26 protein-coding genes and 1 pseudogene are annotated in these 24364 nt (G+C 70.5%); 9 read left to right on the top strand and 18 right to left on the bottom strand.

From position 1 onward, the window contains the following. The first annotated feature begins 11 nt into the window (after window positions 1–11). Window positions 12–191 carry a hypothetical protein gene (locus OO69_RS13815; RefSeq protein WP_033280850.1) on the top strand — a complete coding sequence of 60 codons (180 nt, stop codon included), beginning with the start codon at window positions 12–14 and terminating at the stop codon, window positions 189–191. A gap of 249 nt (window positions 192–440) precedes the next feature. After that, a complete protein-coding gene (locus OO69_RS13810) occupies window positions 441–890 on the top strand; it encodes a cyclic nucleotide-binding domain-containing protein (RefSeq protein WP_033280849.1) in 450 nt (149 codons plus the stop codon). 2 nt (window positions 891–892) lie between these two features. Here the strand turns inward: OO69_RS13810 and OO69_RS13805 are convergent, their stop codons facing one another. Beyond that, window positions 893–2203: an MFS transporter gene (locus OO69_RS13805; protein ID WP_033280848.1), complete on the bottom strand. Its 1311-nt coding sequence runs from the start codon at window positions 2201–2203 to the stop codon at window positions 893–895. 80 nt (window positions 2204–2283) lie between these two features. Continuing rightward, the gene (locus OO69_RS13800) at window positions 2284–2895 is read right to left on the bottom strand and encodes a LysE/ArgO family amino acid transporter (RefSeq protein ID WP_033280847.1); all 612 of its coding nucleotides are present in this window, start codon (window positions 2893–2895) and stop codon (window positions 2284–2286) included. 69 nt (window positions 2896–2964) lie between these two features. Here OO69_RS13800 and OO69_RS13795 point away from each other — a divergent pair, with 69 nt between their 5' ends. After that, window positions 2965–3867: a LysR family transcriptional regulator ArgP gene (locus OO69_RS13795; protein WP_033280901.1), complete on the top strand. Its 903-nt coding sequence runs from the start codon at window positions 2965–2967 to the stop codon at window positions 3865–3867. A gap of 191 nt (window positions 3868–4058) precedes the next feature. Here the strand turns inward: OO69_RS13795 and OO69_RS13790 are convergent, their stop codons facing one another. Continuing rightward, window positions 4059–4766, bottom strand: coding sequence for a TetR/AcrR family transcriptional regulator (locus OO69_RS13790; protein ID WP_033280846.1), 708 nt, complete (start codon window positions 4764–4766; stop codon window positions 4059–4061). Between the two features lie 125 nt (window positions 4767–4891). Between OO69_RS13790 and OO69_RS13785 the strand changes: the two genes are divergently transcribed. Then, window positions 4892–6112: a saccharopine dehydrogenase family protein gene (locus tag OO69_RS13785; RefSeq protein ID WP_033280845.1), complete on the top strand. Its 1221-nt coding sequence runs from the start codon at window positions 4892–4894 to the stop codon at window positions 6110–6112. 42 nt (window positions 6113–6154) lie between these two features. Here the strand turns inward: OO69_RS13785 and OO69_RS13780 are convergent, their stop codons facing one another. The 5 genes from OO69_RS13780 to OO69_RS13760 form a co-directional block, all read right to left on the bottom strand. Beyond that, complete coding sequence (locus tag OO69_RS13780) at window positions 6155–7981, bottom strand: sensor histidine kinase (protein WP_033280844.1); 1827 nt, start codon at window positions 7979–7981, stop codon at window positions 6155–6157. Then, window positions 7978–8676: a response regulator transcription factor gene (locus OO69_RS13775; protein WP_051800976.1), complete on the bottom strand. Its 699-nt coding sequence runs from the start codon at window positions 8674–8676 to the stop codon at window positions 7978–7980. Before OO69_RS13775 ends, OO69_RS13780 begins: the two co-directional genes overlap by 4 nt. A gap of 18 nt (window positions 8677–8694) precedes the next feature. Further along, window positions 8695–9459, bottom strand: a complete 765-nt coding sequence (locus OO69_RS13770) for a L,D-transpeptidase family protein (RefSeq protein WP_033280842.1) — start codon at window positions 9457–9459, stop codon at window positions 8695–8697. A 41-nt stretch (window positions 9460–9500) separates the two neighbouring features. Next, window positions 9501–10925: a M1 family metallopeptidase gene (locus OO69_RS13765; RefSeq protein WP_033280841.1), complete on the bottom strand. Its 1425-nt coding sequence runs from the start codon at window positions 10923–10925 to the stop codon at window positions 9501–9503. A 120-nt stretch (window positions 10926–11045) separates the two neighbouring features. Beyond that, on the bottom strand, window positions 11046–11525 hold the full coding sequence (locus OO69_RS13760) for an RrF2 family transcriptional regulator (protein ID WP_033280840.1): 480 nt from the start codon (window positions 11523–11525) through the stop codon (window positions 11046–11048). A gap of 190 nt (window positions 11526–11715) precedes the next feature. Here OO69_RS13760 and OO69_RS13755 point away from each other — a divergent pair, with 190 nt between their 5' ends. Then, entirely contained in the window at window positions 11716–12192 is a 477-nt protein-coding gene (locus OO69_RS13755; protein ID WP_033280839.1) for a nuclear transport factor 2 family protein, read from the top strand. Between the two features lie 113 nt (window positions 12193–12305). Then, window positions 12306–12650, top strand: a complete 345-nt coding sequence (locus OO69_RS13750; protein ID WP_063744436.1) for a hypothetical protein — start codon at window positions 12306–12308, stop codon at window positions 12648–12650. Here the strand turns inward: OO69_RS13750 and OO69_RS13745 are convergent. The 4 genes and pseudogenes from OO69_RS13745 to OO69_RS13735 all read right to left on the bottom strand — a co-directional run bounded on the left by OO69_RS13745 (window position 12640) and on the right by OO69_RS13735 (window position 16505). Next, window positions 12640–13704 (bottom strand): enoyl-CoA hydratase/isomerase family protein, encoded by a 1065-nt coding sequence (locus OO69_RS13745; RefSeq protein WP_033280838.1) that lies wholly within the window; start codon window positions 13702–13704, stop codon window positions 12640–12642. The genes OO69_RS13750 and OO69_RS13745 overlap by 11 nt on opposite strands. After that, window positions 13701–13820, bottom strand: a pseudogene (locus OO69_RS51290) (acyl-CoA dehydrogenase family protein); the annotation flags it as partial. The pseudogene OO69_RS51290 and the gene OO69_RS13745, both read right to left, overlap by 4 nt. A gap of 173 nt (window positions 13821–13993) precedes the next feature. Then, window positions 13994–15562, bottom strand: coding sequence for an oleate hydratase (locus OO69_RS13740; RefSeq protein ID WP_033280837.1), 1569 nt, complete (start codon window positions 15560–15562; stop codon window positions 13994–13996). A gap of 205 nt (window positions 15563–15767) precedes the next feature. Continuing rightward, complete coding sequence (locus OO69_RS13735) at window positions 15768–16505, bottom strand: SDR family oxidoreductase (protein WP_033280836.1); 738 nt, start codon at window positions 16503–16505, stop codon at window positions 15768–15770. Between the two features lie 95 nt (window positions 16506–16600). On the opposite strand from OO69_RS13735, the gene OO69_RS13730 reads away from it, so the two are divergent. Beyond that, window positions 16601–17464, top strand: coding sequence for a LysR family transcriptional regulator (locus OO69_RS13730; RefSeq protein ID WP_033280835.1), 864 nt, complete (start codon window positions 16601–16603; stop codon window positions 17462–17464). A gap of 54 nt (window positions 17465–17518) precedes the next feature. Here the strand turns inward: OO69_RS13730 and OO69_RS13725 are convergent, their stop codons facing one another. The 3 genes from OO69_RS13725 to OO69_RS13715 all read right to left on the bottom strand — a co-directional run bounded on the left by OO69_RS13725 (window position 17519) and on the right by OO69_RS13715 (window position 21309). Beyond that, complete coding sequence (locus OO69_RS13725; protein WP_033280834.1) at window positions 17519–17983, bottom strand: PaaI family thioesterase; 465 nt, start codon at window positions 17981–17983, stop codon at window positions 17519–17521. 71 nt (window positions 17984–18054) lie between these two features. Then, window positions 18055–20025, bottom strand: a complete 1971-nt coding sequence (locus tag OO69_RS13720) for a potassium transporter Kup (RefSeq protein ID WP_033280833.1) — start codon at window positions 20023–20025, stop codon at window positions 18055–18057. Window positions 20026–20190: 165 nt separating this feature from the next. Next, window positions 20191–21309, bottom strand: a complete 1119-nt coding sequence (locus OO69_RS13715) for an FAD-dependent oxidoreductase (RefSeq protein WP_033280832.1) — start codon at window positions 21307–21309, stop codon at window positions 20191–20193. A 53-nt stretch (window positions 21310–21362) separates the two neighbouring features. Here OO69_RS13715 and OO69_RS13710 point away from each other — a divergent pair, with 53 nt between their 5' ends. After that, window positions 21363–22055: a TetR/AcrR family transcriptional regulator gene (locus OO69_RS13710; RefSeq protein ID WP_033280831.1), complete on the top strand. Its 693-nt coding sequence runs from the start codon at window positions 21363–21365 to the stop codon at window positions 22053–22055. A gap of 9 nt (window positions 22056–22064) precedes the next feature. Here OO69_RS13710 and OO69_RS13705 read toward each other — a convergent pair whose 3' ends face one another. From OO69_RS13705 to OO69_RS13695, 3 genes are read right to left on the bottom strand one after another with little or no spacing between them, the layout of a single operon-like run. Beyond that, the gene (locus OO69_RS13705; protein ID WP_033280830.1) at window positions 22065–22385 is read right to left on the bottom strand and encodes a hypothetical protein; all 321 of its coding nucleotides are present in this window, start codon (window positions 22383–22385) and stop codon (window positions 22065–22067) included. 16 nt (window positions 22386–22401) lie between these two features. Next, the gene (locus tag OO69_RS13700) at window positions 22402–23055 is read right to left on the bottom strand and encodes a CatB-related O-acetyltransferase (RefSeq protein WP_033280829.1); all 654 of its coding nucleotides are present in this window, start codon (window positions 23053–23055) and stop codon (window positions 22402–22404) included. A 30-nt stretch (window positions 23056–23085) separates the two neighbouring features. Beyond that, a complete protein-coding gene (locus OO69_RS13695; RefSeq protein WP_033280828.1) occupies window positions 23086–23661 on the bottom strand; it encodes an FAD-dependent monooxygenase in 576 nt (191 codons plus the stop codon). Window positions 23662–23769: 108 nt separating this feature from the next. Between OO69_RS13695 and OO69_RS13690 the strand changes: the two genes are divergently transcribed. Continuing rightward, a complete protein-coding gene (locus tag OO69_RS13690; RefSeq protein WP_033280827.1) occupies window positions 23770–24357 on the top strand; it encodes a TetR/AcrR family transcriptional regulator in 588 nt (195 codons plus the stop codon). Window positions 24358–24364 lie beyond the last annotated feature (7 nt).

The raw sequence follows: 24364 nt of genomic DNA, 5'->3' as shown, positions 1-24364 counted from the left end.
AGGCGACGGCCATGACTGATGTCGTGGACTCGGACGAACTGTTGCGGCGCATCCGGCGGGCCCGGGCCTTCGCCGCCCAGGAGGTGCAGACGTGGTCCCAACAGGGCGACGCCGTGAGGGAAGTGGCCTACGAGGTCGTACTGCGGGTGCTGGACGAGATCGTGGACCCCGGTCGGCATGCCGAGAAGTGAAACCGGTCACGCGACCGGTTGAAGTGGGTACGAAATGCCCGCTGATGGTTTACGGTTCATTCATACGTGGATACGGGGTCGACCGTACCGTCCCCCGCGCCACCGCTTACGGCCCTGGCTGGTCTCCCCCGTCCAGCCAGGGCTTTTTCATGCCCCGATTCCGTCCCCCGAGGTGCCTCGGACGTCGGCAGAGGCTGAAATGGGCGTAGGGAGAATTCCGGATCCGCTGCCGGCGAGGAGCCCTGTGCCATGACCAAAGCGATAAAACTGCTGACCGCCCTGCCCCAGGCCCAGCGAGAACGGCTGATGGAGGTCGCGCAGGAGGTCTCGTTCGCCGAGGACTCCCGGATCTTCGAGGCGGGCGGTACGGCCGACCGCTTCTGGGTCGTCCGCTCCGGCGCCGTCTCGCTCGACCAGCGGGTCACGCCGCAGCAGCGGGTCACCGTGGCCACGCTCGGCGCGGGCGACCTACTGGGATGGTCGTGGCTGTTCCCGCCGTACGAGTGGGACTTCGGCGCTGAGGCGTTCAGTGCCGTGCGGGCCTACGAGTTCGACGCGGCGGCCGTCCTCGCCCTGAGCGTGGAGGATCCGCTGCTCGGGCTTTCTCTGGTCCGGATCGTCGCGGAGATCCTCGCCCACCGGCTGGCGATGACCCGGAGCAAGCTGATGGAGCACTACGCGATCCACCGGCCGGTCTGAGGTCAGATGCGGTAGCGGCGCAGCGCCGGGACCGCGGCGGCCAGGGCCAGCATGATGACGATGACCAGGACGCCTCCGCCCGCGACCGCCGGACGCGTGCCGAGGGCCGAACCGGCCGTGCCGTGCAGCACGTCGGCGAGGCGCGGGCCGCCGGCCACCACGACGGTGAAGACGCCCTGCATACGGCCGCGCATCTCGTCGGTGGCGGCGGACAGCAGGATCGCCCCGCGGAACACCATGGAGACCATGTCGGCGACCCCGGCGGCGGCCAGGAAGGCCACGCCGATCCACAGGTTGCTGCTCAGCCCGAAGCCGGTGATGGCCGCGCCCCAGGCGACGACCGCGCCGATCACCATCCAGCCGTGCCGGCGCGCCCGCGAGAACGTGCCGGAGAACAGTCCGCCGACCACCGCCCCGATGGGGATCGCAGCGAACAGCATGCCGAGGGCGAGGCCCTCGTCGTAGGACGAGTAGGTCTGGGCGGCGAGCTGCGGGAACAGGGCGCGGGGCATGCCGAAGACCATCGCGATGATGTCGGCGAGGAAGGACAGCAGCAGCACCTTGTGCAGCGAGATGTAGCGGAAGCCCGCGACGATCTCCCGCCAGCCCGCGCGGCGCGGGGTCGCGGACTCCAGGGGCGGCAGCGAGGGCAGCCGGACGACCGCCCAGAGCGTGACGCACAGGGCCAGCGCGTCGATGAGATACAGCTCGGGCAGGCCGATGACCGGGATGAGCGCGCCCGCGAGGAGCGGTCCGAGGACCTGCCCGGTCTGCATGACGGTCGAGCCCAGGGCGTTGGCGGCCGGCAGCTGCGCGGCGGGGACCAGGCGGGCGATGGAGGCGTTGCGGGCGGGGGCGTTGAGGCCCCAGAAGGCCTGCTGCATGGCGAGCAGCACCATCAGCGCGGTCACCGAGTTGAGCCCGGTGGCCGCCTGCACCCAGAACAGCACCGAGGTCACGGCTATGCCGCTGTTGGTGATCAGCAGCAGTTTGCGGCGGTCCATGCTGTCGGCGAGCGAACCGCCCCACAGCGCGAACACGATGAGCGGCACCAGGCCGGCCATGCTGGCGGCGCCGACCCAGGCGGAGGAGCCGGTGATGTCGTAGATCTGCTTGGGTACGGCGACGGCGGTGAGCTGGCTGCCGACGGCCGTGACGATGGTCGAGGACCACAGGCGGCGGTAGGCGGGGATGCGCAGCGGGCGGGTGTCCATCGCCCAGCGGCGCCAGCCGCGCCGGGGGCCCGTCGCCGGTTCCCGGTCCTTCTGGGACTCGGGTTCCGTGCCGCTGTCGGTGCTCTCGCTCGTGTCCACTGGCTTCCTGGTTGCTCGCTACATCTAATCGACCGGGGTTCACTATCTCAGCACCGGCTGTGGCGACCGAATCCGCCGTCTCACGCCCCGGCGACGAGCGTCGCGCCGAGACCGATCATCGTCGCGGCGACCAGGCCGTCCAGCACCCGCCAGGCGGAGGGCTTGGCGAGGAAACGGCTGAGCAGGCGGGCGCCGAAACCGAGCGCGGTGAACCAGCACAGGCTGGCGCAGACGGCGCCGAGTCCGAAGGTCCAGCGCAGCGGGCCGCGGGCGGCGGCGATGGAGCCGAGCAGGAACACGGTGTCCAGGTACACGTGCGGGTTGAGCCAGGTCATCGCCAGACAGGTGAGGACGGCCCGGCGGCGCGAGCCGGTCGACTCGCCCTCGGCGTGCAGGGCGGCGGGGCGGAAGACCCGGCGGGCGGCGAGGACACCGTAGACGAGCAGGAAGGCGCCGCCTATGAGCCCGACCGCCGTCAGCGCGCCCGGCCAGGCGACGACGACCGCGCCGACGCCGCCGACACCGAGGGCGATGAGGAGGGCGTCCGAGAGGGCGCAGATGCCGACCACGGCGAGGACGGCGTCGCGGCGGATGCCCTGCCGTAGGACGAAGGCGTTCTGGGCGCCGATGGCGACGATGAGCGAGAGGCCGGTGCCGAAGCCCGCGGCGGCGGCGGAGAGTGCGTTGGTCACGCCTTCGACGCTAGGGACACCGGTGGCTGGAGTACAGCTAAAGATTCTTACGTAACATTAGCTCTCGTGATGGCTTCGGAGCTTCCCCTCGACCAGGTACGGACACTGCTCGCGGTGGTGGACGAGGGCACGTTCGACGCGGCGGCCTCCGCGCTGCATGTGACTCCGTCGGCGGTCAGCCAGCGGGTGAAGGCGTTGGAGCAGCGCACGGGGCGGGTCCTGTTGCTGCGTACCAAGCCGGTGCGGACGACCGAGTCCGGCGAGGTGGTCGTGCGGTTCGCCCGTCAACTCGCGCGGCTGGAGCGGGACGCGCGCGCCGAGCTGGGGATGAGCGGGGCCGGGGACGCGACCCGGGTGTCGATCGCGGTGAACGCCGACTCCCTCGCCACCTGGTTCCTGGGCGCGCTCACTCGTGTGCCGCGCGAGATGCGGGTCTGCTTCGAGCTGCGCCGCGAGGACGAGGACCATACGGCGGCTCTGCTCCGCGAGGGGCTGGTGATGGCGGCGGTGACTTCGTCGCCGGAGGCCGTGCCGGGGTGTTCGGTGCGGGCGTTGGGGCGGATGCGGTATCTGCCGGTCGCGAGCCCGGAGTTCAGGGAGGCGTATCTGGGTGGTGGTTCGCTGCGGGATGCGCTGGGCGAGGCGCCGGTGGTGAGCTTCGACCGGCTCGATGGCTTCCAGGATGCCTTCGTGCGGCGGGTGGGGCGGGGGCCGGACGGGGCTAGTACGGTACGGCATCTTGTGCCGACGTCGGAGGGGTTTGTCGGGGCCGTTGCCGCGGGGTTGGGGTGGGGGATGGTGCCGGAGATGCAGGCGGCTCCGCTGTTGCGTGCCGGGAGGCTGGTGAACTTTGCGCCTTCGCGGTCGGTCGACGTGCCGCTGTACTGGCAGCAGTGGAAGTTGGATTCCCCTGCGTTGGCCGCGGTGGCGGGGGCGGTCGTGGAGACGGCGGCGGGGGCATTGCGAGGGTGAGCGCTCGGCCGTGCGGCTCCGTTGTGGGGCTGGGATGTGCCGTCGTTTTGCTGCGGCGCCGTCGTGGCTGGTCGCGCAGTTCCCCGCGCCCCTTCAGGGCGCTTCCGCACGTGGCCTGCTGCTGCGTCGTCGCGGCCACGCGGCGGAGGCGCATATCGACACAGCCCCGCGCCCCCTTGGGGCGCTGGACTTCAGGGGCGCGCGGACTTCAGCTGGGTCTCCGCGCTGTCCAGCAGCATCTCCAACGCCGTCGGGTACGCGCTGTTGACCATGCGGGCCGCCAGGAGTGGGGCCGCCTCGGCGATGCGGGGGTGGGTGGTGCGGGGTAGGCGGGCGTACGTCGAGCGCCACATGGCCTCGTCGGCGTGGAGGGCCGCGCTTGGGAGGGCGAGGGACGCGGCGTCCAGCGCGGCGAAGGCCAGGGTCTGGTCGATGAACGCGTGGTAGATCCGTACGGTGTCGGGCAGGGGGAAGCCGGCTGTGCGCAGGACGTCCAACACGGCCTCGTCGGCGGCCAGTTCGTTGGGGCGGCCGGTGACACGGCTCGCCGTCAGCTGGGCCGCCTGCGGGTGGGCGACGTACGCGGCGTGGATGCGCAGGCCGATCGCGCGCAGGTCGGCCCGCCACTCCCCCGTCGGCTCCCAGCCCCGCAGCGCCTGTCCGACGAGGGCGTCGCCGATGGCCAGGGTCAGCTCGTCCATGCCGCGGAAGTAGCGGTAGAGGGTGCTCGGGTCGGCGTCCAGGGCCAGGCCCAGACGGCGGGCGGTCAGGCCCGCGCTGCCGTGTTCGCGGAGCATGCGCAGGGCCGTGTCGACGATCAACTGCTCGGACAGGACCGTGCCGCTCTTGGTGGGACGGCGCCGTCGCCGCTTCTCCTCCGACACCACCGGTTTCGGCATCGCGGCCTCCCTGCGTTCCCTTACGGTCCTTATGCCAACGCCATTGACCTTATCCGCGCGACCGGCGTTGTATCTCCGGCAGGGCCCGCTGACCTTTGTAGTCCGGCAGTGAAGGAGTTCTTGTCATGCGTGTACTGCTCGTGGGAGCCGGTGGTGTGGGGACCGCTGTCACCCGGATCGCCGCCCGGCGTCCGTTCTTCGACGCGATGGTGGTCGCCGACTACGACCTGTCCCGGGCGGAGGCCGCGGTCGCCGCGCTCGGGGCCGACGGCGCCCGGTTCCGCGCCGAGCGGCTGGACGCGAGCGACGAGGAGGCGGTCGTGGCGGCGCTGCGTGCGCACGAGTGCGATGTGCTGCTGAACGCGACCGACCCGCGCTTCGTCCTGCCCCTGTTCCGTGCGGCGCGGGCCGCGGGGGCCAACTACCTTGATATGGCTATGTCGTTGTCCCGGCCCCATCCTGAGCGGCCGTACGAGGAGTGCGGGGTCAAGCTCGGGGACGCGCAGTTCGCGGACGCGGAGGAGTGGGAGAAGGCGGGTGCGCTGGCGCTCGTCGGGATGGGGGTGGAGCCTGGACTGTCGGATGTGTTCGCTCGGTACGCTGCCGATGAACTCTTCGACGAGATCGAGGAGATCGGCATCCGCGACGGGGCGAACCTCACCGTCGACGGCTATGACTTCGCGCCCTCCTTCTCCATCTGGACCACGATCGAGGAGTGCCTGAACCCGCCGGTCGTCTACGAGGCCGACCGGGGCTGGTTCACCACCGAACCCTTCAGCGAGCCCGAGGTGTTCGACTTCCCCGAGGGCATCGGTCCGGTCGAGTGCGTGAACGTGGAGCACGAGGAGGTGCTGCTCGTCCCGCGCTGGGTCGACGCGCGCCGGGTCACCTTCAAGTACGGGCTCGGCAACGAGTTCATCGAGACCCTGAAGACCCTGCACCTGCTGGGACTTGACCGCACCGAGCCGGTCACCGTGCCGAGTGCCACGGGGCCAACTGCCGTGTCGCCGCGCGATGTTGTGGCCGCCTGTCTGCCCGACCCCGCGACACTGGGCGACCGTATGCACGGCAAGACCTGCGCGGGCACGTGGGTGCGCGGCACGAAGGACGGGGCGCCGCGCGAGGTGTACCTCTACCACGTGGTCGACAACCAGTGGTCGATGGCGGAGTACGGCTCCCAGGCCGTGGTCTGGCAGACCGCCATCAACCCGGTGATCGCCCTGGAGTTGCTGGCCACGGGCACGTGGAGCGGCTCGGGTGTGCTGGGCCCGGAGGCGTTCCCCGCCGGTCCGTTCCTGGATCTGCTGACGGAGTACGGGTCGCCGTGGGGGCTGCGGGAGCAGTGACCCGCGGCAACTCCCGCGCTGTTGCGATGATGTGAGTGGGAGTCAATCTCCTTCCGGCGCCCCGGCGTTGGCCAGCCGCAGGGTGAACACGGAACCGGCGCCGGGTTCGCTCGCCGCCTCCACCGTGCCGTCGTGGGCGGCGACCAGGTCGCGGACGATGGACAGGCCCAGGCCGCTGCCTCCGGTGCGGCGGCTGCGGGACTGGTCGGCGCGCCAGAAGCGTTCGAAGACGTGCGGGAGGTTCTCGGGCGCGATGCCGGTGCCGGTGTCGGCGACGGTCAGGACGATGTCGTCGCCGTCGCGCCACGCGGTCAGGGTGACGGTGCCGTCGGCCGGTGTGTGGCGCAGCGCGTTGGACACGAGGTTGCCGAGGACCTGGCGCATGCGGACCGGATCGGCCTCCAGCCAGAGGGAGTTGTCCGTCTTGCCGGTGAGGGCGACCCCGGCCGTGTCGGCGGAGACGCGGTAGGCGGCGACTACCTGGTCGACGAGGTCCTCGACGCGTACGGGTTCGCGGTGCAGGCGCAGGGTTCCGGCGTCGGCGGCGGCGAGGTCCTGGAGGTCGTCGATGACGCGCTGGAGGACCATCGCCTCGTCGTGCAGGGAGCCGAGCAGGGCCGGGTCGGGTTCGACGAAACCGTCGCGGGTGACCTCCAGCCAGCCGCGGATGTTGGTGAGGGGGCTGCGCAGTTCATGGGCGATGTCGCTGACCATGGCCTTGCGCTGGGCCTCCATGCGTTCCCGGCGTTCGGTGAGGTCGTTGAAGGCCTCGGCCAGGATGCCGGTCTCGTCCCGGGTCTTGACCGGTACCCGGACGTGCAACTCCGGTGGCTGCTGGGCCGCTTCGGTCAGTGCGCGCAGGGGGCGTACGAGTCGCGTGGCGACCACGGCCGTGACGAGGACGGTGAGGGCGAGGACCGCGGCGGCCGCGCCGACGACCTTGGCCTTGTTCGCCGGGGAGACGGCGAAGCGGGGTGCGGTGGTGTTCCCGCCGCCGAGGAAGAGTTCGGCCACCGGCGCGACGTACGGGTCGAGTTGGGCGCGGCGGGCGGTGTCGGTGCAGGCCTGCGCCTTGCGTATGTCGCCCGCGTCGCCAATCTTGTTGTACGCGCCGATGGTGTAGCGGGAGCCCAGGCTCTTGTCGAAGACGTCGACCCCGAAGTACGGGGCCTTGAAGCTCACGCCTTCCCGCGACAGGCAGGGCTGGGCGCTCACGATCAGGCTCTTCAACGCCTTGCCCTCGGTGGTGGTCGGGGTGTTGAGCCTCCCGTCGGCGCACGGCTCGGGCACGGAGTCGTTGGCGTCGTTGCCGTCCGCGTCGGTGAGGACGGGACGGCCGCTCGGCGTCACCGTGATGGTCGTGTCGATCCCGCTCTGTTTGAAGCACGCCTGACGGTCCTTGGCCAGCTTCGCCAGCCGGACCCGCTCCTTCGCGGTCAGCCGGTACGGTCCGACGACCCGGGGGTCGAGGCCGCTGAGCTGTGCGCCGGGTTCCGTGTACGTGTCGGTGTGCAGGGGGTCGACGCTCGCGGCGGCGCGGGGCGGCAGGGAGGTGCCGTGCGATGCGGAGTCGGCGATGAGGACGCGGTCGGTGGTCGTGAGGGCGATGCGGCGGCCCATCTTCTTCGACAGGGCGCGGACGGTGGGCGCGACGCCCTTCCACTCGGGGTGGGTCGCCGCGTAACCGCTGAGCTGCGCGAGGATGCGCATGTCGTCCGCGAGGTCCTGGCCCTGTTCCTCCCGGATGGCCCGGGTGGTGGTCGTCACCGCGAGCCAGGCCGTCGCCCCGACCGAGCACACGGCGATCAGCACGGTGGCGACGAGCAGCCGGACCAACAGCCGCTTGCGCAGCGGTATCCGGGGCCTCACGCGCGACCGCCGCGCAGCTTGTAGCCGACGCCGAACACGGTCAGCAGCCGGACCGGGCGGCGCGGGTCGGCCTCGATCTTCTTGCGCAGGTTCATGATGTGGACGTCGACGGCCCGTTCCGTGGACGCCCGGTCGAGACCCCGGGTGTACTGGAGCAACTGCCGCCGGGAGAAGACCCGTTCGGGCTCGGCGGTCATGGCGTGGAGGATCTCGAACTCGGCCGGTGTGCAGTCCACGGGCACCCCGTCGCACCGCACCTCGTGCCGTACGGCGTCGACGGACAGTCCCGCCGCCCGAACGACGGTGTCCTCCTCCCGGTCCTCGGTGGTCCGGCCGCTGCGCCGCAGGACCGTACGGATGCGGGCCATCAGCTCGCGCGGGCTGTACGGCTTGGTCATGTAGTCGTCGGCGCCGAGTTCGAGGCCGAGCAGGACGTCGTCCTCGGTGGAGCGGGCGGTGAGCATCAGGACGGGGATGTCGTCCTCGCCGCGCAGCACCCGGCACACCCCGAAGCCGTCGATCACCGGCAGCATGAGGTCGAGCACCACGAGGTCGGGTCTCAGTCTCCGGGCCGCCGCGATGGCGGCGGCCCCGTCATGGACCACGGTCGCGGTGTGCCCTTCCGTCAGCAGGGAGCGTCGTATCAGCTCGGCCTGCATCTCGTCGTCCTCGGCGACCAGCACATGTGCGCACACCTGGCGGATCCTAAGCGGTCAGTGGCCGAGGGCGGCGGCGTCGCCCATGACGATCACGGGGTGCCGGGCCGGGTCCAGGGTGCGCAGGAGTTCCTTCATGTGGTCCTCGGCGATGCTGACGCAGCCGTGGGTGGGGCCGCCGTGGTCGACGTGGATCCAGATGCCGCCGCCGCGCGAGGAGCCGAGGGGGCGGGTCCAGTCGAGGGGCGAAGTGCCGGGCTGCCGGTTGTAGTTGATGGCGATCACATAGTCGAAGGACCCGGCGAGCGGTTCGCCCTCGAAGCCGGTGCCGGGCGAGACGAAGCCCGACCCGTGGTCGTACGACAGCTTGGTGCCGGGGTCCTTGAGCAACCCGCCCGCGTCGGTGAGCGAATAGACACCGATCGGCGAGCGCAGGTCACCGGCCATGTGGTGGTCGGACCAGCCCTTGAGCGCGTTGTGCGCCGCCCAGCTGACGGTCTGCTCCCAGCCGTCGTCGGTGCGCTCGTACAGGGCGAAGGTGGAGAGGGGGGAGTTCGCGCCCCGGCCGGTGACCAGGACGACCTGTTCGGTGGTCGCCGGTATTCGGGCCAGCATCTTGGGCCCCACGCCGGGGAGTTGGCGGGCTGCCGCCTCGGCGGATATCTCCGACGAGGGCGAGGGCGAGGGCGAGGGTGAGGCCGAGGACGAGGAGGCGGGAGTGGGGGCGGACGTGTGGTCCGTCGCCGCCAGCGCACCGCCGCCGCATCCCGTGAGGAGAACGGATGCGGCGACGAGTGCGACCGAGGGAATACGAGTGATCATGAGTCGACGATGACCGACACATGTGAGGAACTCGTCAGCTCCTACGGCTGGGTCGGCTTGCCTTTCGTGTAGAGCCAGGTGTGGAAGAGGGCATCGAGTCGTGTGCCCGATTTCTGCTCCGCCAGGCTGACGAACTGCGCGGTGGTTCCGTGGCCGTAGCGGTGTGCTCCCGCCCAGGCCCGCAGGATCGCGAAGAAGGTCTTGTCGCCGACGGCCAGGCGCAGTTCGTGCAGGGCCATGGCGCCGCGGGCGTACACAGGGGTGCCGAAGATGTTGGCGCCGCTGCCCGGGTCGCCGGGCGGGAACGCCCACAGGTCGTCGGTCGCCTTGCGGGCGTACAGCGCGTCGAAGGTCTGCTGGGCGGTCTTGCCGCCGTGCTGCTCGCTGTAGAGCCACTCCGCGTAGGTCGCGAAGCCCTCGTTGAGCCAGATGTCCTTCCAGGAGGTCAGCGACACGGAGTCCCCGAACCACTGGTGGGCGTTCTCGTGCACGAGGGTGCTGAGGTCCGGCGCCGAGTCGTAGATCGGCCGCCCCTGCGTCTCCAGCGCGTAGCCGACGTCCGGCGCGTGATCGACGATCGACCCGGCCGAGCGGAACGGGTACGGCCCGAACAGCTTGCTCTCCCACTCCAGGACGGAGGGCAGTTTCTTCAACACGGGCTCGGCGGCGGCGACTTCACGCGGGTCGACGGCGTTGTACACCTTGACGCCGTCGCGGGTGGTGTACTGCTCGACCTTGAACTTCCCGACCGTCGCGGTGGCGAGGTACGCGGCCATCGGCTCCGGCGCGTGCCAGCGGAACGTGGTCTTCCCGTGCGCGGTCTTCTGCCCGAGGAGCACGCCGTTGGCGACCGCGGTACGCCCCTGCGGGACCGTGATCGTGAAGTCGTACGACGACTTGTCCTTGGGGTGGCTGTTCGCCGGGAACCACGTCATCGCGCCCTGCGGCTCACCGGCCACGAAGGCGCCGTCGTCGGTGGCGATCCAGCCGTCGGCCGAGCCGTCGGGGTCGGTGACCTGCTTCGGGACGCCGTTGTAGGTGACGGTGACCTGGAACCGCTGGCCCTTGCGCACGGCCCGGCGCGGGGTGACGACGAGTTCCTGTCCGTCGCGGCGGAAGGCCGCCTTGGACCGGTCCACGGTGAGACCGGTGACCTTGAGGCCCTTGAAGTCGAGGTCGAAGCGGGTGAGCTTCTCGGTGGCGCGGGCGGTGAGGACCGCCTTGCCGTCGAGACGGCGGCTCGTCGGGTCGTAACGGAGCGTCAGGTCGTAGTGGGCGACGTGGTAGCCGCCGTTGCCGGAGAGCGGGAAGTACGGGTCTCCCGCGCCGGCCGCGCCGATCGTCGTGGCGCCCGCGGGTGCGGCGGCCGCGAGCAGGACGGTGAGGGCGACGGGGACGGTGGCCACGACGGCGCTGCGGCGGAGGACAGCGGTGCGTCTTGTGGACTGCTGCCGGAGTTGCGTCACATGCGCTCCTACGGGTGAGGGGGGTTGATCATCCGCCTCAGAGACTAGGCCGCCGACTCCGTCCGGATCCCTCTAGTTAAAGCAAACTTGTTCGGCACTTCGTCAGCACTCGCTGAGTGGTTAGTGACTGGGGGCGAGGAGCGGCGGTTCCGGAGCGGGAGTGGCGGCGGCCCGGTCGATGGCGCGCAGTTCGTCGAGGCTGTCGGCGAGGGTGCGGCCCGCCAACGTGCACAGGACGGCGGCCTCGGTCTCGTCGGTGAGCCTGCGAAAGTACTCGGCGGAGTGGTTGGTGACCAGGCACTCCCGGGGTCCCTCCGGCCGGGGGGCCCACAGCGGCTTGTCGCCGATGGCCGAGCGGTAGATCTCCTCCAGCGTGATCCGGTCCGCGGGCCGGCCGAGGCGGACACCTCCGCTGCGGCCCTTGATGGAGGCGACGAGACCGTCCTGCACCAGCGGGACCATCAGCTTGCGGACCAGGCTCGGGTTCGTGTCCAGGCTCCTGGCGAGCTGGGTCGAACTGAGGACGGGACTGCCTGCCTCCTCGGCGTGGCCCAGCAGGAGCATGGCCTTCAACGCGCTGGAGAACCGCACGTCCAGCATGGTCGTACCCCTTTTCTTCCGCTTCCTTCGCCGCTCGGTCCGGGTGAGTCCCGGCGCCCCCATAATAGCAACTCTTACTGTTGCACTTCCGTCGAAGGATATGTACTTTTCACACATGCAGATTGTGGCCGCCCGCCCGCGGCGCCCGTCTGAGAGAACCCGACGGAACCCGACAGAACCGGAGAACGCCATGAGCACCGAGACCGAGATCAGGCAGATCGTCTCCCGCTACACCCGCGCCGCGGACCAGCGCGACGGCGAGGCGCTCGCGCAGCTCTACGAGGCCGACGCGGAAGTCGAGATCCACTACCACCGCGGACCCGACGGGCCGGAACTGCTGGGCAAGCTCTCCGGCGGAGCGCAGATCGCGGAGGCCATGTCCACGGCCATGGCACCGCACCCGCCCCTGGGCTGGAGCCACCACACCACCTACGACCACCTGGTCTCCGTCGACGGCGACGAGGCGAGCATCGACACCCAGTTCATCACCTTCGACGTCGTCGGAACCGCGAAGCCCGAGGGCGGCTGGCCCGTCGGCACGTTCGGCGCGCAGGGCACCATCAAGCCGATCGAGTCCGGGTACTACCGCTTCACCTTCCGCCGCACCGACGGCGTTTGGCGGATCCGGCACCAGGACGTCATCCACGACATCCCGTACGTCTACTGATCGCCCGGCCGGCGGTCGACGCCGGACTGGACGTCGTGCTGAGCAACTCACGGGGGCCGCGGGCCTGTGCGGCAACTCCCGCGCGGGAGGCTGCCGTTGGGGACTGGGGCGTCGTGACGATCCCGGTCGGTGCCGTGGGGGCGGTTCCCCGGGAGCCCCTCGTCGGCAGGACGGTCACCGACACCGGCAACTACTTCGCCCCGCGTGACGGCACCATCCCGGAACTCGAAGCGAAGCTGCACGCCGCCGAGTTGCTCTCGCTGCTCGCCTACGACGCCGTGGACATCGGACCGCTCGCCGAAGGCTGGCGCTCACAGGTGGGCACTCCGGTCTTCTGCGCGCCGTACGCGATGACCAAGGACGACCGGTACAGGAACCAGCCGACCGCACCGCGTCCGCCGCTGAGCCGCCGCACAGGTCAGGGCAGCACGGCCATCACCACGACACCTACTGAGTGATGTCCGGTACGGCGAGGCCGAGTTCGTGCTCGCCGAGGGGTGCGAAGAAGCGCTCGACGTCCGCGTCGGTGACCTCGGCGAGCGTGGGCGGTGACCAGTGCGGGGTGCGGTCCTTGTCGATGACCTGGGCGCGGATGCCCTCCACCAGGTCGGGGGTGGCCAGGGCAGCGCAGGAGACGCGGTACTCCTGGTCCAACACCCGCTCCAGCGCGCCGAGTCGGCGGGCCCGGCGGAGTGCGACGAGGGTGACCTTCAGTGCGGTGGGCGACTTGGCGAGCAGGGTTTCGGCGGCCTGTTTCGCCGCGCTGTCGCCGTGGTCGAGGAGGCGCTCGACGATTCCTTCGACGGTGTCCGCCGTGTAGCAGGCGTCGATCCAGGCCTGCGCGGCGGCGAGTTCACCGGGGGGCGCCTCTCGGGCGTACCGGCCGATGACCTCTCGCACCGGCGCGTGGGCGAGTGCGGTGAGCAGTTCCGGCAGCGCCTGCGACGGTACGTAATGGTCGGCGAGGTCGCAGTGCAGGGCGTCGGACGCGCCCAACGAGGCTCCGGTCAGGGCGAGATGGGTGCCGAATTCGCCGGGCGCGAGGCCGAGGAGATAGGTGCCGCCAACGTCTGGCACGAAGCCGATGCCGGTCTCGGGCATGGCGACGCGCGAGCGTTCGGTGACGATCCGGAAACTGCCGTGCGCGGAGACGCCGACGCCGCCGCCCATGACGATGCCGTCCATGACGGCGACGTACGGCTTCGGGTAGCGGGCGATACGGGCGTTGAGCCGGTACTCGTCCCGCCAGAAGGCCGCCGACGCCGAACCGTCCCCGTCCCGCGCGTCGTTGTGGATGGCGCGGATGTCGCCACCCGCGCACAGGCCCCGCTCCCCCGCGCCCGTGAGCACGACGGCGTCCACGGACGGATCGTGTTCCCAAGCCGTCAGGGCTGCGTCGATACGGCGAACCATCTGGTGGGTGAGGGCGTTGAGTGCCTTGGGTCGGTTGAGGGTGAGGTACGCGGCGCGCCCCTCGACACGTACGAGTACGGAGTCGTCGCTGCCGGTCATCCGAACGTCTCCCCCAGGCCGCGGGCCACGATGACGTGCATGATCTCGTTGGTTCCTTCCAGGATCCGGTGGACCCGCTGGTCGCGGACGATCTTCCCCATACCGTATGCGCTCAAAGCCCGTCCGAATCGGCCGGCGGTGCGAGCGCGGGTGCGGCGAAGCGCGCGGGCGCCCGGAAGCGGGCCTTACGGGCGGCCCGGCGGAAGGTCGTCAGGACCGCGGGCCCGGCCGGCAGGGGCCAGTTGGCGTGCCGATGCCAGGGCCGTTCCCGTCCGCACTTCTCGACAGGTCAGCGGCGGTGCATCGTCTGCAGCGCCTCGACCAGCACCTTCGGGTCGTGGCCGCCCTTGTAGACCGGGGGCGGTTGCCGCTTCAGGCCCAGGAGTTGGGCTACGGCGGTCCAGGCGGTGCGTACCGAGTACTCGACGGTGAAGACGACGTCGTCGGGGACCTCGGCGTACTGGCCGATGAAGGCCAGGTTGGTGGAACCCTCCGGAACGACCTGCGGCCGGTCTCCCGAACTCCGCACCAGGAACTGGCTGGTGATGTACGGCATCAGCGCCGGGATCACGATCGAGTGGTCGAGGATCTGCGGGCCCTCCTCGAAGCGGAGGTGGTGCAGGACCTCGTCCAGGATCTCCCGGCCGGTGCACGCGCGCATCGGCTTGCGGACGAAGTCGCCCTCCCTGTCCGGGAAGAGGCCGTAGCCCCACCACACGAAGGTGTCCTCGGGCTGCTCGCGGAAGTGCGGCTGGTGGTTGAGGACGATGGTCAGCAGCCAGTTGGAGTCCTTGAACGTGATCAGCCCGCCCTTGCCGGCCTCGCTGCCGCTGAACTTCTCCATCAGCTCGAAGAAGGTCGGATCCTTCGTCGTGACCGTGAAGGACGCCCAAGTGGAGTCCGTGATGGAGGAGTTGAAGACCGACGGGTCTCCCAGCAGGCCCGGCCGTTTCGCGGCGAGTGTCTCCCACAGCCGCCAGGATCCCGCGTCGCCGGAGGTGTCCAGCACGGGCGCGGTGTCGGTGGAGCCGAGTGTCGAGTCGGCGGTCATCGAGCCGTTGGTGACCAACACCAGGTCGCCCGGGCCGAGTTCCGTCTCCTCGCTACGGCCCTCCCGCGTCCAGGTGAGGGCCTCGACGGTGAGCGCGTCCCCCTCGGCCAGCCGCAAGTCGGTTACCCGGGTGCCGAGTTGGACGGTCACCCCTTGCTCGGTCAGCCACTTCGACAGGGGGCGCACGATGGAGTCGTACTGGTTGAAGCGGGTCCGGTAGATCCCCGACATGGAGTCGAAGGTCTTGAAGAGGTGCACGAAGCGGTTGAGGTAGCGGCGGAACTCGATCGCGCTGTGCCATGGCTCGAAGGCGAACGTCGTGCACCACATCCACCAGAAGTCCGTGCGGAAGAAGCCCTCGCTGAAGCAGTCCGTGATGCGCTTGCCGTCCAGCAGCCGCTCCGGGGTGCCCACGCACTTCACCAGCTCCAGCCGGTCGCGCTCGGAGAAGCCCATGGAGTGCGTGTCGACCACCTTGCCCGCCGCGTCGACCAGCCGGGCGTGGTCGTCCCAGGCGAAGTCCTCGTGGAAGGCGAAGGTGTCCTCGGTCACCGACTTCGACGGGTCGTCCAGCGACGGGATCGACCCCAGCAGGTCGTAGGTGCAGTCGAAGTGGATCTCGAACATCCGGCCGCCGCGCATCGTGTACCCGGACTCGGGCGAACCGGCCGCGTCGAGGCTGCCGCCTTCCCGGTCCTGCTCCTCGAGCAGCAGGATGTCCGACCCCACGAACCCGCCCTCACGGATCAGGAACGCCGCCGCCGACAAGGCCGCGACACCGCTTCCCACCAGGTAGGCCTTCGCCATGAACGCCGTCACTCCTTCGTCCCCCGACCACGGGCGGCCCGGGCGGAGGCACGGGCGCTTCACCGGCGTGCGGTCGGCTTTGCCAGCCTCGGCCGCGGGCCGGGTGCCCGCAGCAGGGCGGGGCCGAACGAGTGAGTCGGCGGTCCGGCCGTGGCGTCGGGTACGCCACCTCGGGATTTACGGCGCGGTCACGACAGGTTGCGGGCTACCAGGGAACGACCCCGTCGTCCTCGAAGAACGAACCGGTCGGGCCGCCGTCGGGCAGCGTGGCGAGCCGGATCGCCGTGGCCGCGCCCTGCTCAGGGGTGCGGGGTCCGTGGAAGCCGGTGAAGTCGGTGGCGACCAGGCCCGGACAGGCGGCGTTGACCAGGACGTTCGTGTCGGCCAGCTGCCGGGCGTACTGCACGGTGACGGCGTTGAGGAACGACTTCGACGGGGCGTAGGCCGCCATGACGGGGCCGATCTCGATGTCCGGGTCCGCCTGCCGGGACAGGGAGGCGACGGCGCTGGAGATGTTGACGATGCGGGGTGCCGTCGAGCGTCGTAGAAGCGGCAGCATCGCGTTGGTCACGCGGATGACGCCGAGGACGTTGGTCTCCACGACCGTGCGGACCAGGTCGAGGTCGAGGGTGGTCGGGTCCTGGATCCATCCCGGCCCCATGTCCCCCGAGATACCGGCGTTGTTGACCAGGACGTCCAGGTGCCCGGCCCGCCGCTCGATCAGTTCCGCGGCGGCGGTGGCGCTCCGGTCGCCGGTCACGTCCAGCGGTACCCCGAACGCGTCCGCCCCGGCGGCGCGCAGCTTCTCCACGGCACTCTCGCGCCGGTCCTCGTCACGGGCTCCGACGCCCACGCGGTACCCGAGGGCACCCAGCCCGGCCGCGATCTCGTACCCGATTCCCTTGTTCGCGCCGGTCACCAGCGCGGTCTTCGTTTCGCTCATGCCGTTGATCGTCGCTCGCGGACGAGGGTGCGGCCAACACCGATACGGTGCGCTGTCATACCCGGTGGGTATCACCCAGGGGCTACGCTGAAGCCATGGACGCCCTGGAGACCCGTGAGTTGAGGTACTTCCTCGCCGTCGCCGAGGAACTGCACTTCGGCCGCGCCGCCGAGCGCCTCGGCATGGCCCAGCCGCCGCTGTCCCGGGCGATCCAGCAGCTCGAACGGCGCCTCGGCGTCCGCCTGTTGGAGCGCAACCGGCGCGGCGTCGCCCTGACCGGCGCCGGAGAGGTGCTGCTGCACGAGGGCCGCGCCGCCCTCGACGCGAGCACCGCCGCCGCCCGCCGCACCCGTCGCGCCGGTGGCGCCGACCGTCCGGGCGGTCCCCGTGACCGCCTGGTGCTGGCGGTGAAGGCCGCCGCGTCCCACGAACTGCTGCGGAAGCTCCTCGACGCCTACGGGGCCGTGCCCGACGCCGCCGAGATCGAGGTGCTGCCGTGCGGCATGTGCGAGCAGCCGGACATGCTGCGCGACGGCCGCGCCGACGTGGCGCTCATGCACGCGCCGTACAACTCCCTCGCCGGGTTCGACACCGAGGCGCTGATGACGGAGGGGCAGATCGCCGTGCTGCCCGCCGGGCACCCCCTCGCCGCGCGCAGGACGCTGTCCGTGGCCGACGTCAGCGACATCCCCGGTCTTCCGCCCGCCCGCTGGCCCAACGACGGCACGTACCCGCCCGGCCCGGGCCCCGAGATCCACGACCAGACGCAGCTGGCCCAACTGATCGCCCTCGGACGCACCATGGCCGTCTTCCCCGAATCCGCCCGCTCCTGGCTGTGGGCCGGACACACCGCCGTCCCCCTGACCGACGCACCCCCAGTCGTCACCCACATCGCCTGGCCCGCCCACAGCCGCTCCCTCGCCCTCGCGGGGCTGATCCGCACGGCCGTAGAGCTATGAGCCTTACGGCGGCTGGGGCACGCTCGGCACTGCTCCCGGCCCAACACCCCCGCGTCACCCGCTGCGCCGGCGCCTGACGCTCCAGTCGAAGCTCCCCCGGCACACCGTCGTCCCCGTCGCGTCGGTGATCTCGGCCCAGGTGGAGAACCGGGCCCGGTCGCTCTCGCCCGACAGCAACGGCAGCAGAGCGGCGAGTGCCTCATCGTCAAGGCGGCAGACGGTCAGCAACCGGCCGCGTGCCGGAGCGAGGAACTCCAGGGAGGCGGCCGCGCCGAGGGGCACGACGCCGTCGAAGTCTCCGGGGTCACGACTCGCGGCGATGATCGCGCCCAGGCCTGCCGCGTCGAGCAGGGCGATGAGTCCGCTGGAGTGCAGTGACCCGATGACGTTCGTCAGTTCCTGGGGAACCTCCGAGGCGATCTCGGCCTCGCCGTCCGCGGCTCGCAGGACCTCGACTCCCGCGGTGCGATGGGCCGGAACGGGCTCCAGCAGCGTGCGGGCCAGTGCCGTCATGTCCATCGCCGCAGCCTCGCACAGCCCCTCGGCGACGAAGGTAATTCCCCGTGAACTGTTCGACAGGGCCGGCCTCTCTACACCTCGATGTGCCAGCCCATGATGATCGTCCGGTCGCGGGGCAGGCCGAAGTGTTCCGCGGCGTCGGCCGTGATGTGGGAGGTGGCGATGAACAGCCGTTTGCGCCAGGGGGCCATCGTCGGGGCCGGGCCGCGCCGTAGCTCGATCGTCGACAGGAAGTAGGACGCCTGGTCGAGCAGCAACGGCCCCTCGGTGTCGGCCGGGTCGAGCATCGCCAGCGTGGCGGGCACCTCCGGCGTCTCCATGTAGCCGAACCGGGCGGTGACGTGGATGATCCCGTCGTCGGCGTAGCCGAGGCCGTCGACGACGATCCGCCGGTCGGCCGGGACGCGGGGCACGGGTTCGGTCTCGATGGACAGGATCACGACCTGCTCGTGCCGTACGTGGTTGAGTTCCACGTTGGCCCGCATGGCCAGGGGCGCCGTCTGTTTGCTCCGGTTGAGGAACACCGCCGTGCCGGGCACCTGGAGCACCGGCCGTTCCCCGCCGCGGAGTTGGTCGACGAACTCGCGCAACGAGCCCTCGTGTTCGGCGCGTTCCGCGGTGACGACCTCGCGCCCGCGCTGCCAGGTCGTCATGACGGTGAACGCGGTGATGCCGATGAGCAGCGGCAGCCACGCGCCGTGCACGAGCTTGGTCAGGTTGGCCGCCACGAACAGCAGGTCCACGAAGAGCAGCAGGGTCGCGCCGATAGTGATCAGCCACATCGGCGTGCCCCATTTCGCGCGGGCGACGTAGAAGAACAGCAGGGTGGTGATGGTGATGGTGCCGGTGACCGCCATGCCGAACGCGAAGGCCAGCGCGGCCGAGCTGCGGAACGCGAAGACCAGGGTGAGGACGGAGACCATGAGCAGCCAGTTGATCCAGGGGACGTAGATCTGGCCGATGGTGGACTCGGAGGTGTGCGCGATCCGCAGGCGCGGGAGGTAGCCGAGCTGGGCCGCCTGGGAGGCGACGGAGTACGCGCCGGTGATCACGGCCTGGGAGGCGATCACCGTGGCGGCCGTGGCCAGCAGGACCATCGGCCAGCGTCCCCAGTGCGGCACGAGCAGGAAGAACGGGCTGCTGATGTTGTCCGGGTCGTCGAGGATCAGCGCGCCCTGGCCGAGGTAGCTCAGGATGCAGGCGGGGAAGACGAGGAACATCCAGGCCCGGGTGATGGCCCGGCGGCCGAAGTGCCCCATGTCCGCGTAGAGCGCCTCCGCGCCGGTGACCGCGAGCACGACCGCGGCGAGCGCGAAGAAGGCCGTACCGAAATGGCCGAAGAGAAAGCCCAACGCATAACTCGGCCACAGCGCGCGGAGGATGGCCGGGTGATCCGCGATGCCTACGACACCGCACGCGCCGATGGCCACGAACCAGAGGATCATGATCGGCCCGAACACCCGACCCACGGCAGCGGTCCCCCGCCGCTGCACCAGGAACAGCAGGACAATGATCACCGCGGTGATGGGCACGACCGCGTCGTCCAGCGACGGCTCCACGACCTTGAGCCCCTCGACCGCGGACAGCACCGAGATGGCAGGGGTGATCATGCTGTCGCCGAAGAACAGCGAGGCGCCGAAAATACCCAGCCCGGTCAGTACGACCGCGGCGCGCCGCCCCCGCTGCGAACTCCATTGCCGCACCAGCGTGATGAGCGCCATGATGCCGCCCTCACCCTCGTTGTCGGCACGCATCGCCAGCAGCACATAGGTGACCGTGACGATGACCATCACCGACCAGAAGACCAGCGACACCACCCCGTACACGTTCTGCGTGCTGACCGGGACCGGGTGCGGGTCGCTCGGGCTGAACACGGTCTGGAGGGTGTAGATCGGGCTGGTCCCGATGTCCCCGAAGACCACCCCGAGAGCCCCGATCACCACCGCGAGCCGCACGGTGTCCCGCATGCTCGCGGGACGCGCCTCCGGCGGCCCCGCCGCGGGCCCTTCGTCCGCTACGGCCCCGTGCCCACGCTCGGCCATGATGATCCTCCCTCTGGCGGACCGCGGTGGCGCGGGCCCGGTGCATCGGGGCGGACACTACCCATGCCCCACCGCAATCGCCCGCAGGCGCCCGCCACTTCACCTCGAACCGTGTCGCGTCACGGACGGGGAAGTGATGGGTGCCGCTGCTGTCGCGCTGTGGAGTCAGGACGGCTGGACCTGATCGAAGACGGCGAGGGCTTCGGCGGGGTCCGGGCTCACGAGGCGTTCCAGACCGGCGGCCGTGATCTTCGCCCACTTGCCGGCCCGTGCCCACATCCGTACCTCGAAGGCGCGGACGGCCTCGTCCAGATCCTCAGGGCCCGCGGCGATGGACTCGGCGAGTTCGGCGCCTTCCAGCATCGCGAGGTTCGCGCCCACCCCCAACGGAGGCATCAGATGGGCGGCGTCGCCCAGCAGCGTCACCCCGGGGACGTGGGTCCAGGTGTGGGACACGGGCATGACGTACAAGGGGCGGTGGACGAAGGCGGTGCCGTGGCGGAGGAGGTCGAGGACGGGAGCGGCCCAGCCGTCGAACAGGTCCAGCAGGCTCGCTCGCACGGCCTCGGCGTCGGCCAGGTCGAGGTTCGTGTGCCAGTCCTGCGGCGCGCGGAACTTGGTGTTCACCTTCACGTGGCCGCCGCTGTTGCGCTGGGCGACGAGGGAACGGTTCACGCCGTACACGGCCACGGAACCGTCGCCGATCAGCCGGCCGAGGTCGGGGTGGCGGGTGTCGACGTCGTCGATGGAGGTCTCGACCGAGGTGACGCCGGTGTAGTGGGGCGTCACCGACGAGACCGCCGGGCGGACCCGGGACCAGGCTCCGTCCGCGCCGACCACGAGGTCGAACATCTCCTGTCGCCCGTCGGCGAATTGGACGACTGTCCCGTCCCGGGTCCCCGGCACCACCCGCGTCACGCCCCGCCCCCACTGGACGTCGAGAGAGCCGAGCAGCAGGTCACGCAGTTGCCCGCGGTCGATCTCGGGATTGGCCAGGTCGTCGGGACGGGGGCGCCAGTCGCGCAGGACGGTCCCGTCCGTGTCCAGGATGCGCATGGCCTGCCCCTCGGGACGGGACAGCGCGTGGAATTCCGCCAGCAGCCCCGCCTTGTCCAGCGCGAGCTGACCCAGCCCTTCGTGCAGGTCCAGGGTGCCGCCCGGCGGGCGGGCATCGGGGGCGGGGTCGCGTTCGAGGACGGTGACGGGGTGGCCATGGCGGTGCAGGACGCGGGCGAAGGTCAGGCCGGCCGGGCCGCCCCCGACGACAGCGATGCGATGTCTCATGTCGATACACTGTATTGACTCGATACGACGCATCGCAACAGTACGATCGGAGCATGACTGTGTGGGACCGACCCGAGCCGCCGACTCGCCCCGTGCCGCTGGACCGGGAGCGGATCGTCGCCGCCGCCGTGGCGCTGGCCGACGAGGGCGGGTTGGAAGCGGTGTCGTTGCGCAAGGTCGCCGCCCGGTTGGAGGCCGGCCCGATGCGGCTGTACGGCTACATCGCCACCAAGGAGGAGCTGTTCGACCTCATGGTGGACGACGTCCAGGCCGAGATCCTCCCCGAGGAACAGCCCGGTGACTGGCGGGAGGCGCTGCGCGTCCTCGCCCACCGCACCAGGCAGGCCGCTCTCCGTCACGAGTGGCTGGCCGACCTGCTCGGCGGCCGCCCGTCCCTGGGCCCGAACGGCCTCGCCGTGACCGAGGCCACACTGGCCGCCCTCGACGGCCTCGCCGACATCGACACCGTCCTGCGCGCCGCGGGGACGGTCGGCGCCTACGTCACCGGCGCGATCAGGCGCGAGATCGCGAACCTCCGGGCCGAGCGCGCCACGGGCCTGTCCAAGCACGACTGGCAGCGCGCCCACGGCCCGCATGTGACCAGGATGCTGGCCACGGGCCGCTTCCCGGCACTGGCCAGAGCGGTGCACGACGGCACGGACGTGGACGCCGAGACATCCTTCGCGACCGGCCTGGACTGGGTCCTCGACGCCGTGTCCGCCAAACTCACCCGACCGCAGGCGTGATGCCTCGCGTCAGACGCGGAGGTGCTTGGTGACAGTGGAGGCGGGGACGCTCAGTACGGCGTCGAAGAAGCCTTCGCTGAAGCCGTACTCGAAGGCCAGTATCGTGAAGCCGCAGCGCTCGACGAGGAACCGCAGGACGCGGCGGCGCAGAAGTGCCAACTCCCCGACGAAATGGGAGTGTTCGCCGACCGCGACGACACGCGCGTCTCCGATGAGGTCGCGCAGCGGTTCCAGGTCGTCGAGCGGCGCCTCGGGGTCGAGGTGGGTGAGCGGGACGGCGTGTCCGCGAAGCCGGTCGGCGAACGGGGTGCCGGGGGTTGAACGGGTCATGCGGGCGGCTCGATTCTCAGTGCGGGGAGGGGCCGGGCGCTACGGCCTCCAGGTCGTCGACGGTGCCGGACATGACCGTGCGGAGATGTTCGGTGAGGTGCGGCAGCGGCCAGTCCCACCAGGCCAGCGCGAGCAGGCGCTCGATGTCGGGGTCGGTGTGGCGGCGGCGGATCAGCCGTGCGGGGTTGCCGCCGACGATGCCGTAGTCGGGGACGTCGTCGACGACGACCGAGCCCGAGGCGATGATCGCTCCGTGGCCGATGCGGACGCCGGGCATCACCATGGTCCCGTAGCCGAACCAGACGTCGTTGCCCACCGTGGTGTCGCCCCGTCCGGGCAGACCGGTGATGAGGTCGAAGTGGTCGGCCCAGGAACCGCCCATGATCGGGAAGGGGAACGTCGAGGGGCCGTCCATGCGGTGGTTGGCGCCGTTCATGATGAACCGCACACCCTCACCCAGCGCGCAGAACTTCCCGATCACGAGCTTCTCGGGCCCGTAGTGGTACAGGACGTTGCGGGTCTCGAAGGCCGTCGGGTCGTCGGGATCGTCGTAGTACGTGAACTCCCCGACCTCGATCAGCGGTGAGGTCACCAGTGGCTTGAGGAGTACGACCCGAGGCTGGTCCGGCATCGGATGCAGCAGGGTCGGGTCGGCGGGAACGGGCGGCATCTGTGATCGCTTTCTCTTCGACGGCGGCCGTCATACGTCGCTCTCAGGCTCGCCGAACCAGCGGGTCAGCGCCTCGCGCAGCGCCGGTACGGCGTCTTCGGGGGACTCGTCGACGGCCGCGGCCCAATCGGGGACGAACGCCCCAGCCGGCGGGTGGTGGCCGGATGGGCCGGGCATCGGGTAGCGGATGTCGGTGCCGGCGACGAGTGCCCTCAGGCTTCGCTGCGGCTGCTTGTCGGCGAGCAGTTCCTGGAAGACCTCACCGAGCTCACCGGCACGTCCGGCAAGCACTTCCTCGAGCCGCTGCCGCGGAATCGGCAGCGCGTGCAGCGGAGGATCGCCGAACCGGGTCAGATCGAGGTGGACACCGCCGAACGGGAACCGGGGCGCCGGGATTGGACCGGTACAAGCGGCCTCGCAGCGCTCCAACAGGCCCCGATAGCACAGCAGTTCCAGGATCCGTCCGCCGAGGCCACCGGCTTGCGCGGTGTCCCGGCGCTGCGCCTGGCGCTCCAGCACCAGCGGGCGCACCCCGGCCAGACGCAGTTCGCACGCCAGCATCAGACCGGTCGGACCGGCTCCCACAACGATCACGTCGGCATCCATGCACCCTCTCCCCCGTCGGCACGGCCCGTGCCATGCCGCGCGGTAAAGGACAGTGCATGAAAGGGAGTTCGTCAAGAACGGCACGTGCCGTGTCGTTAGGATGCCGGCATGACGGACCCCCTGCGTGGCGCCGGCCGGACCGACGCCATCATGCGGACCACTCTGGAACTGGGCCAGGAGATCGGCTACGCCCGGCTCAGCATCGAAGCGATCGCGGCCCGGGCCGGTGCGGGCAAGCACACCATCTACCGCAGGTGGCCGTCCAAGGGCGCCCTGTTCCTCGACTCCCTGCTCTCGTTGCACGAGTCCGACCTGGACTTCCCCGACACGGGCGACATCGTCGCCGACCTGCGCACCCAGATCCACGCGGCCATCGACCTGCTGGGCAACCCGCCCTTCGGTCCGCTGTATCAGGCACTGGTCGGCGAGGCCCAGTACGACCCCCGGGTCGCCGCCGCCCTCAACGAGCGGTTCATCGCCCCGCAGGCCGAGTTGACCGTCGCCCGGCTGAAAAGGGCACAGGAGCAAGGTCAGTTGTCGCCCGCCTTCGACCTGAGCCTGGCGATGGCGATCCTCTCCGGCCCGCTGTACTTCCAATTCCTGGTCACCCAGGAGCCCTTGACCCACGAGTACGTCGACCGGGTCCTCCAGGCCCTCTTCTCCGGCATGGGGAATCCCTCACGAAACCCGACCTGACGGAGAG

It is taken from the genome of Streptomyces sp. NRRL F-525 (genome assembly GCF_000716605.1).
Classification (GTDB): domain Bacteria; phylum Actinomycetota; class Actinomycetes; order Streptomycetales; family Streptomycetaceae; genus Streptomyces.
Note: the sequence above shows the minus strand (reverse complement) of the source record. Positions and strands in the feature narration are given on the sequence as shown.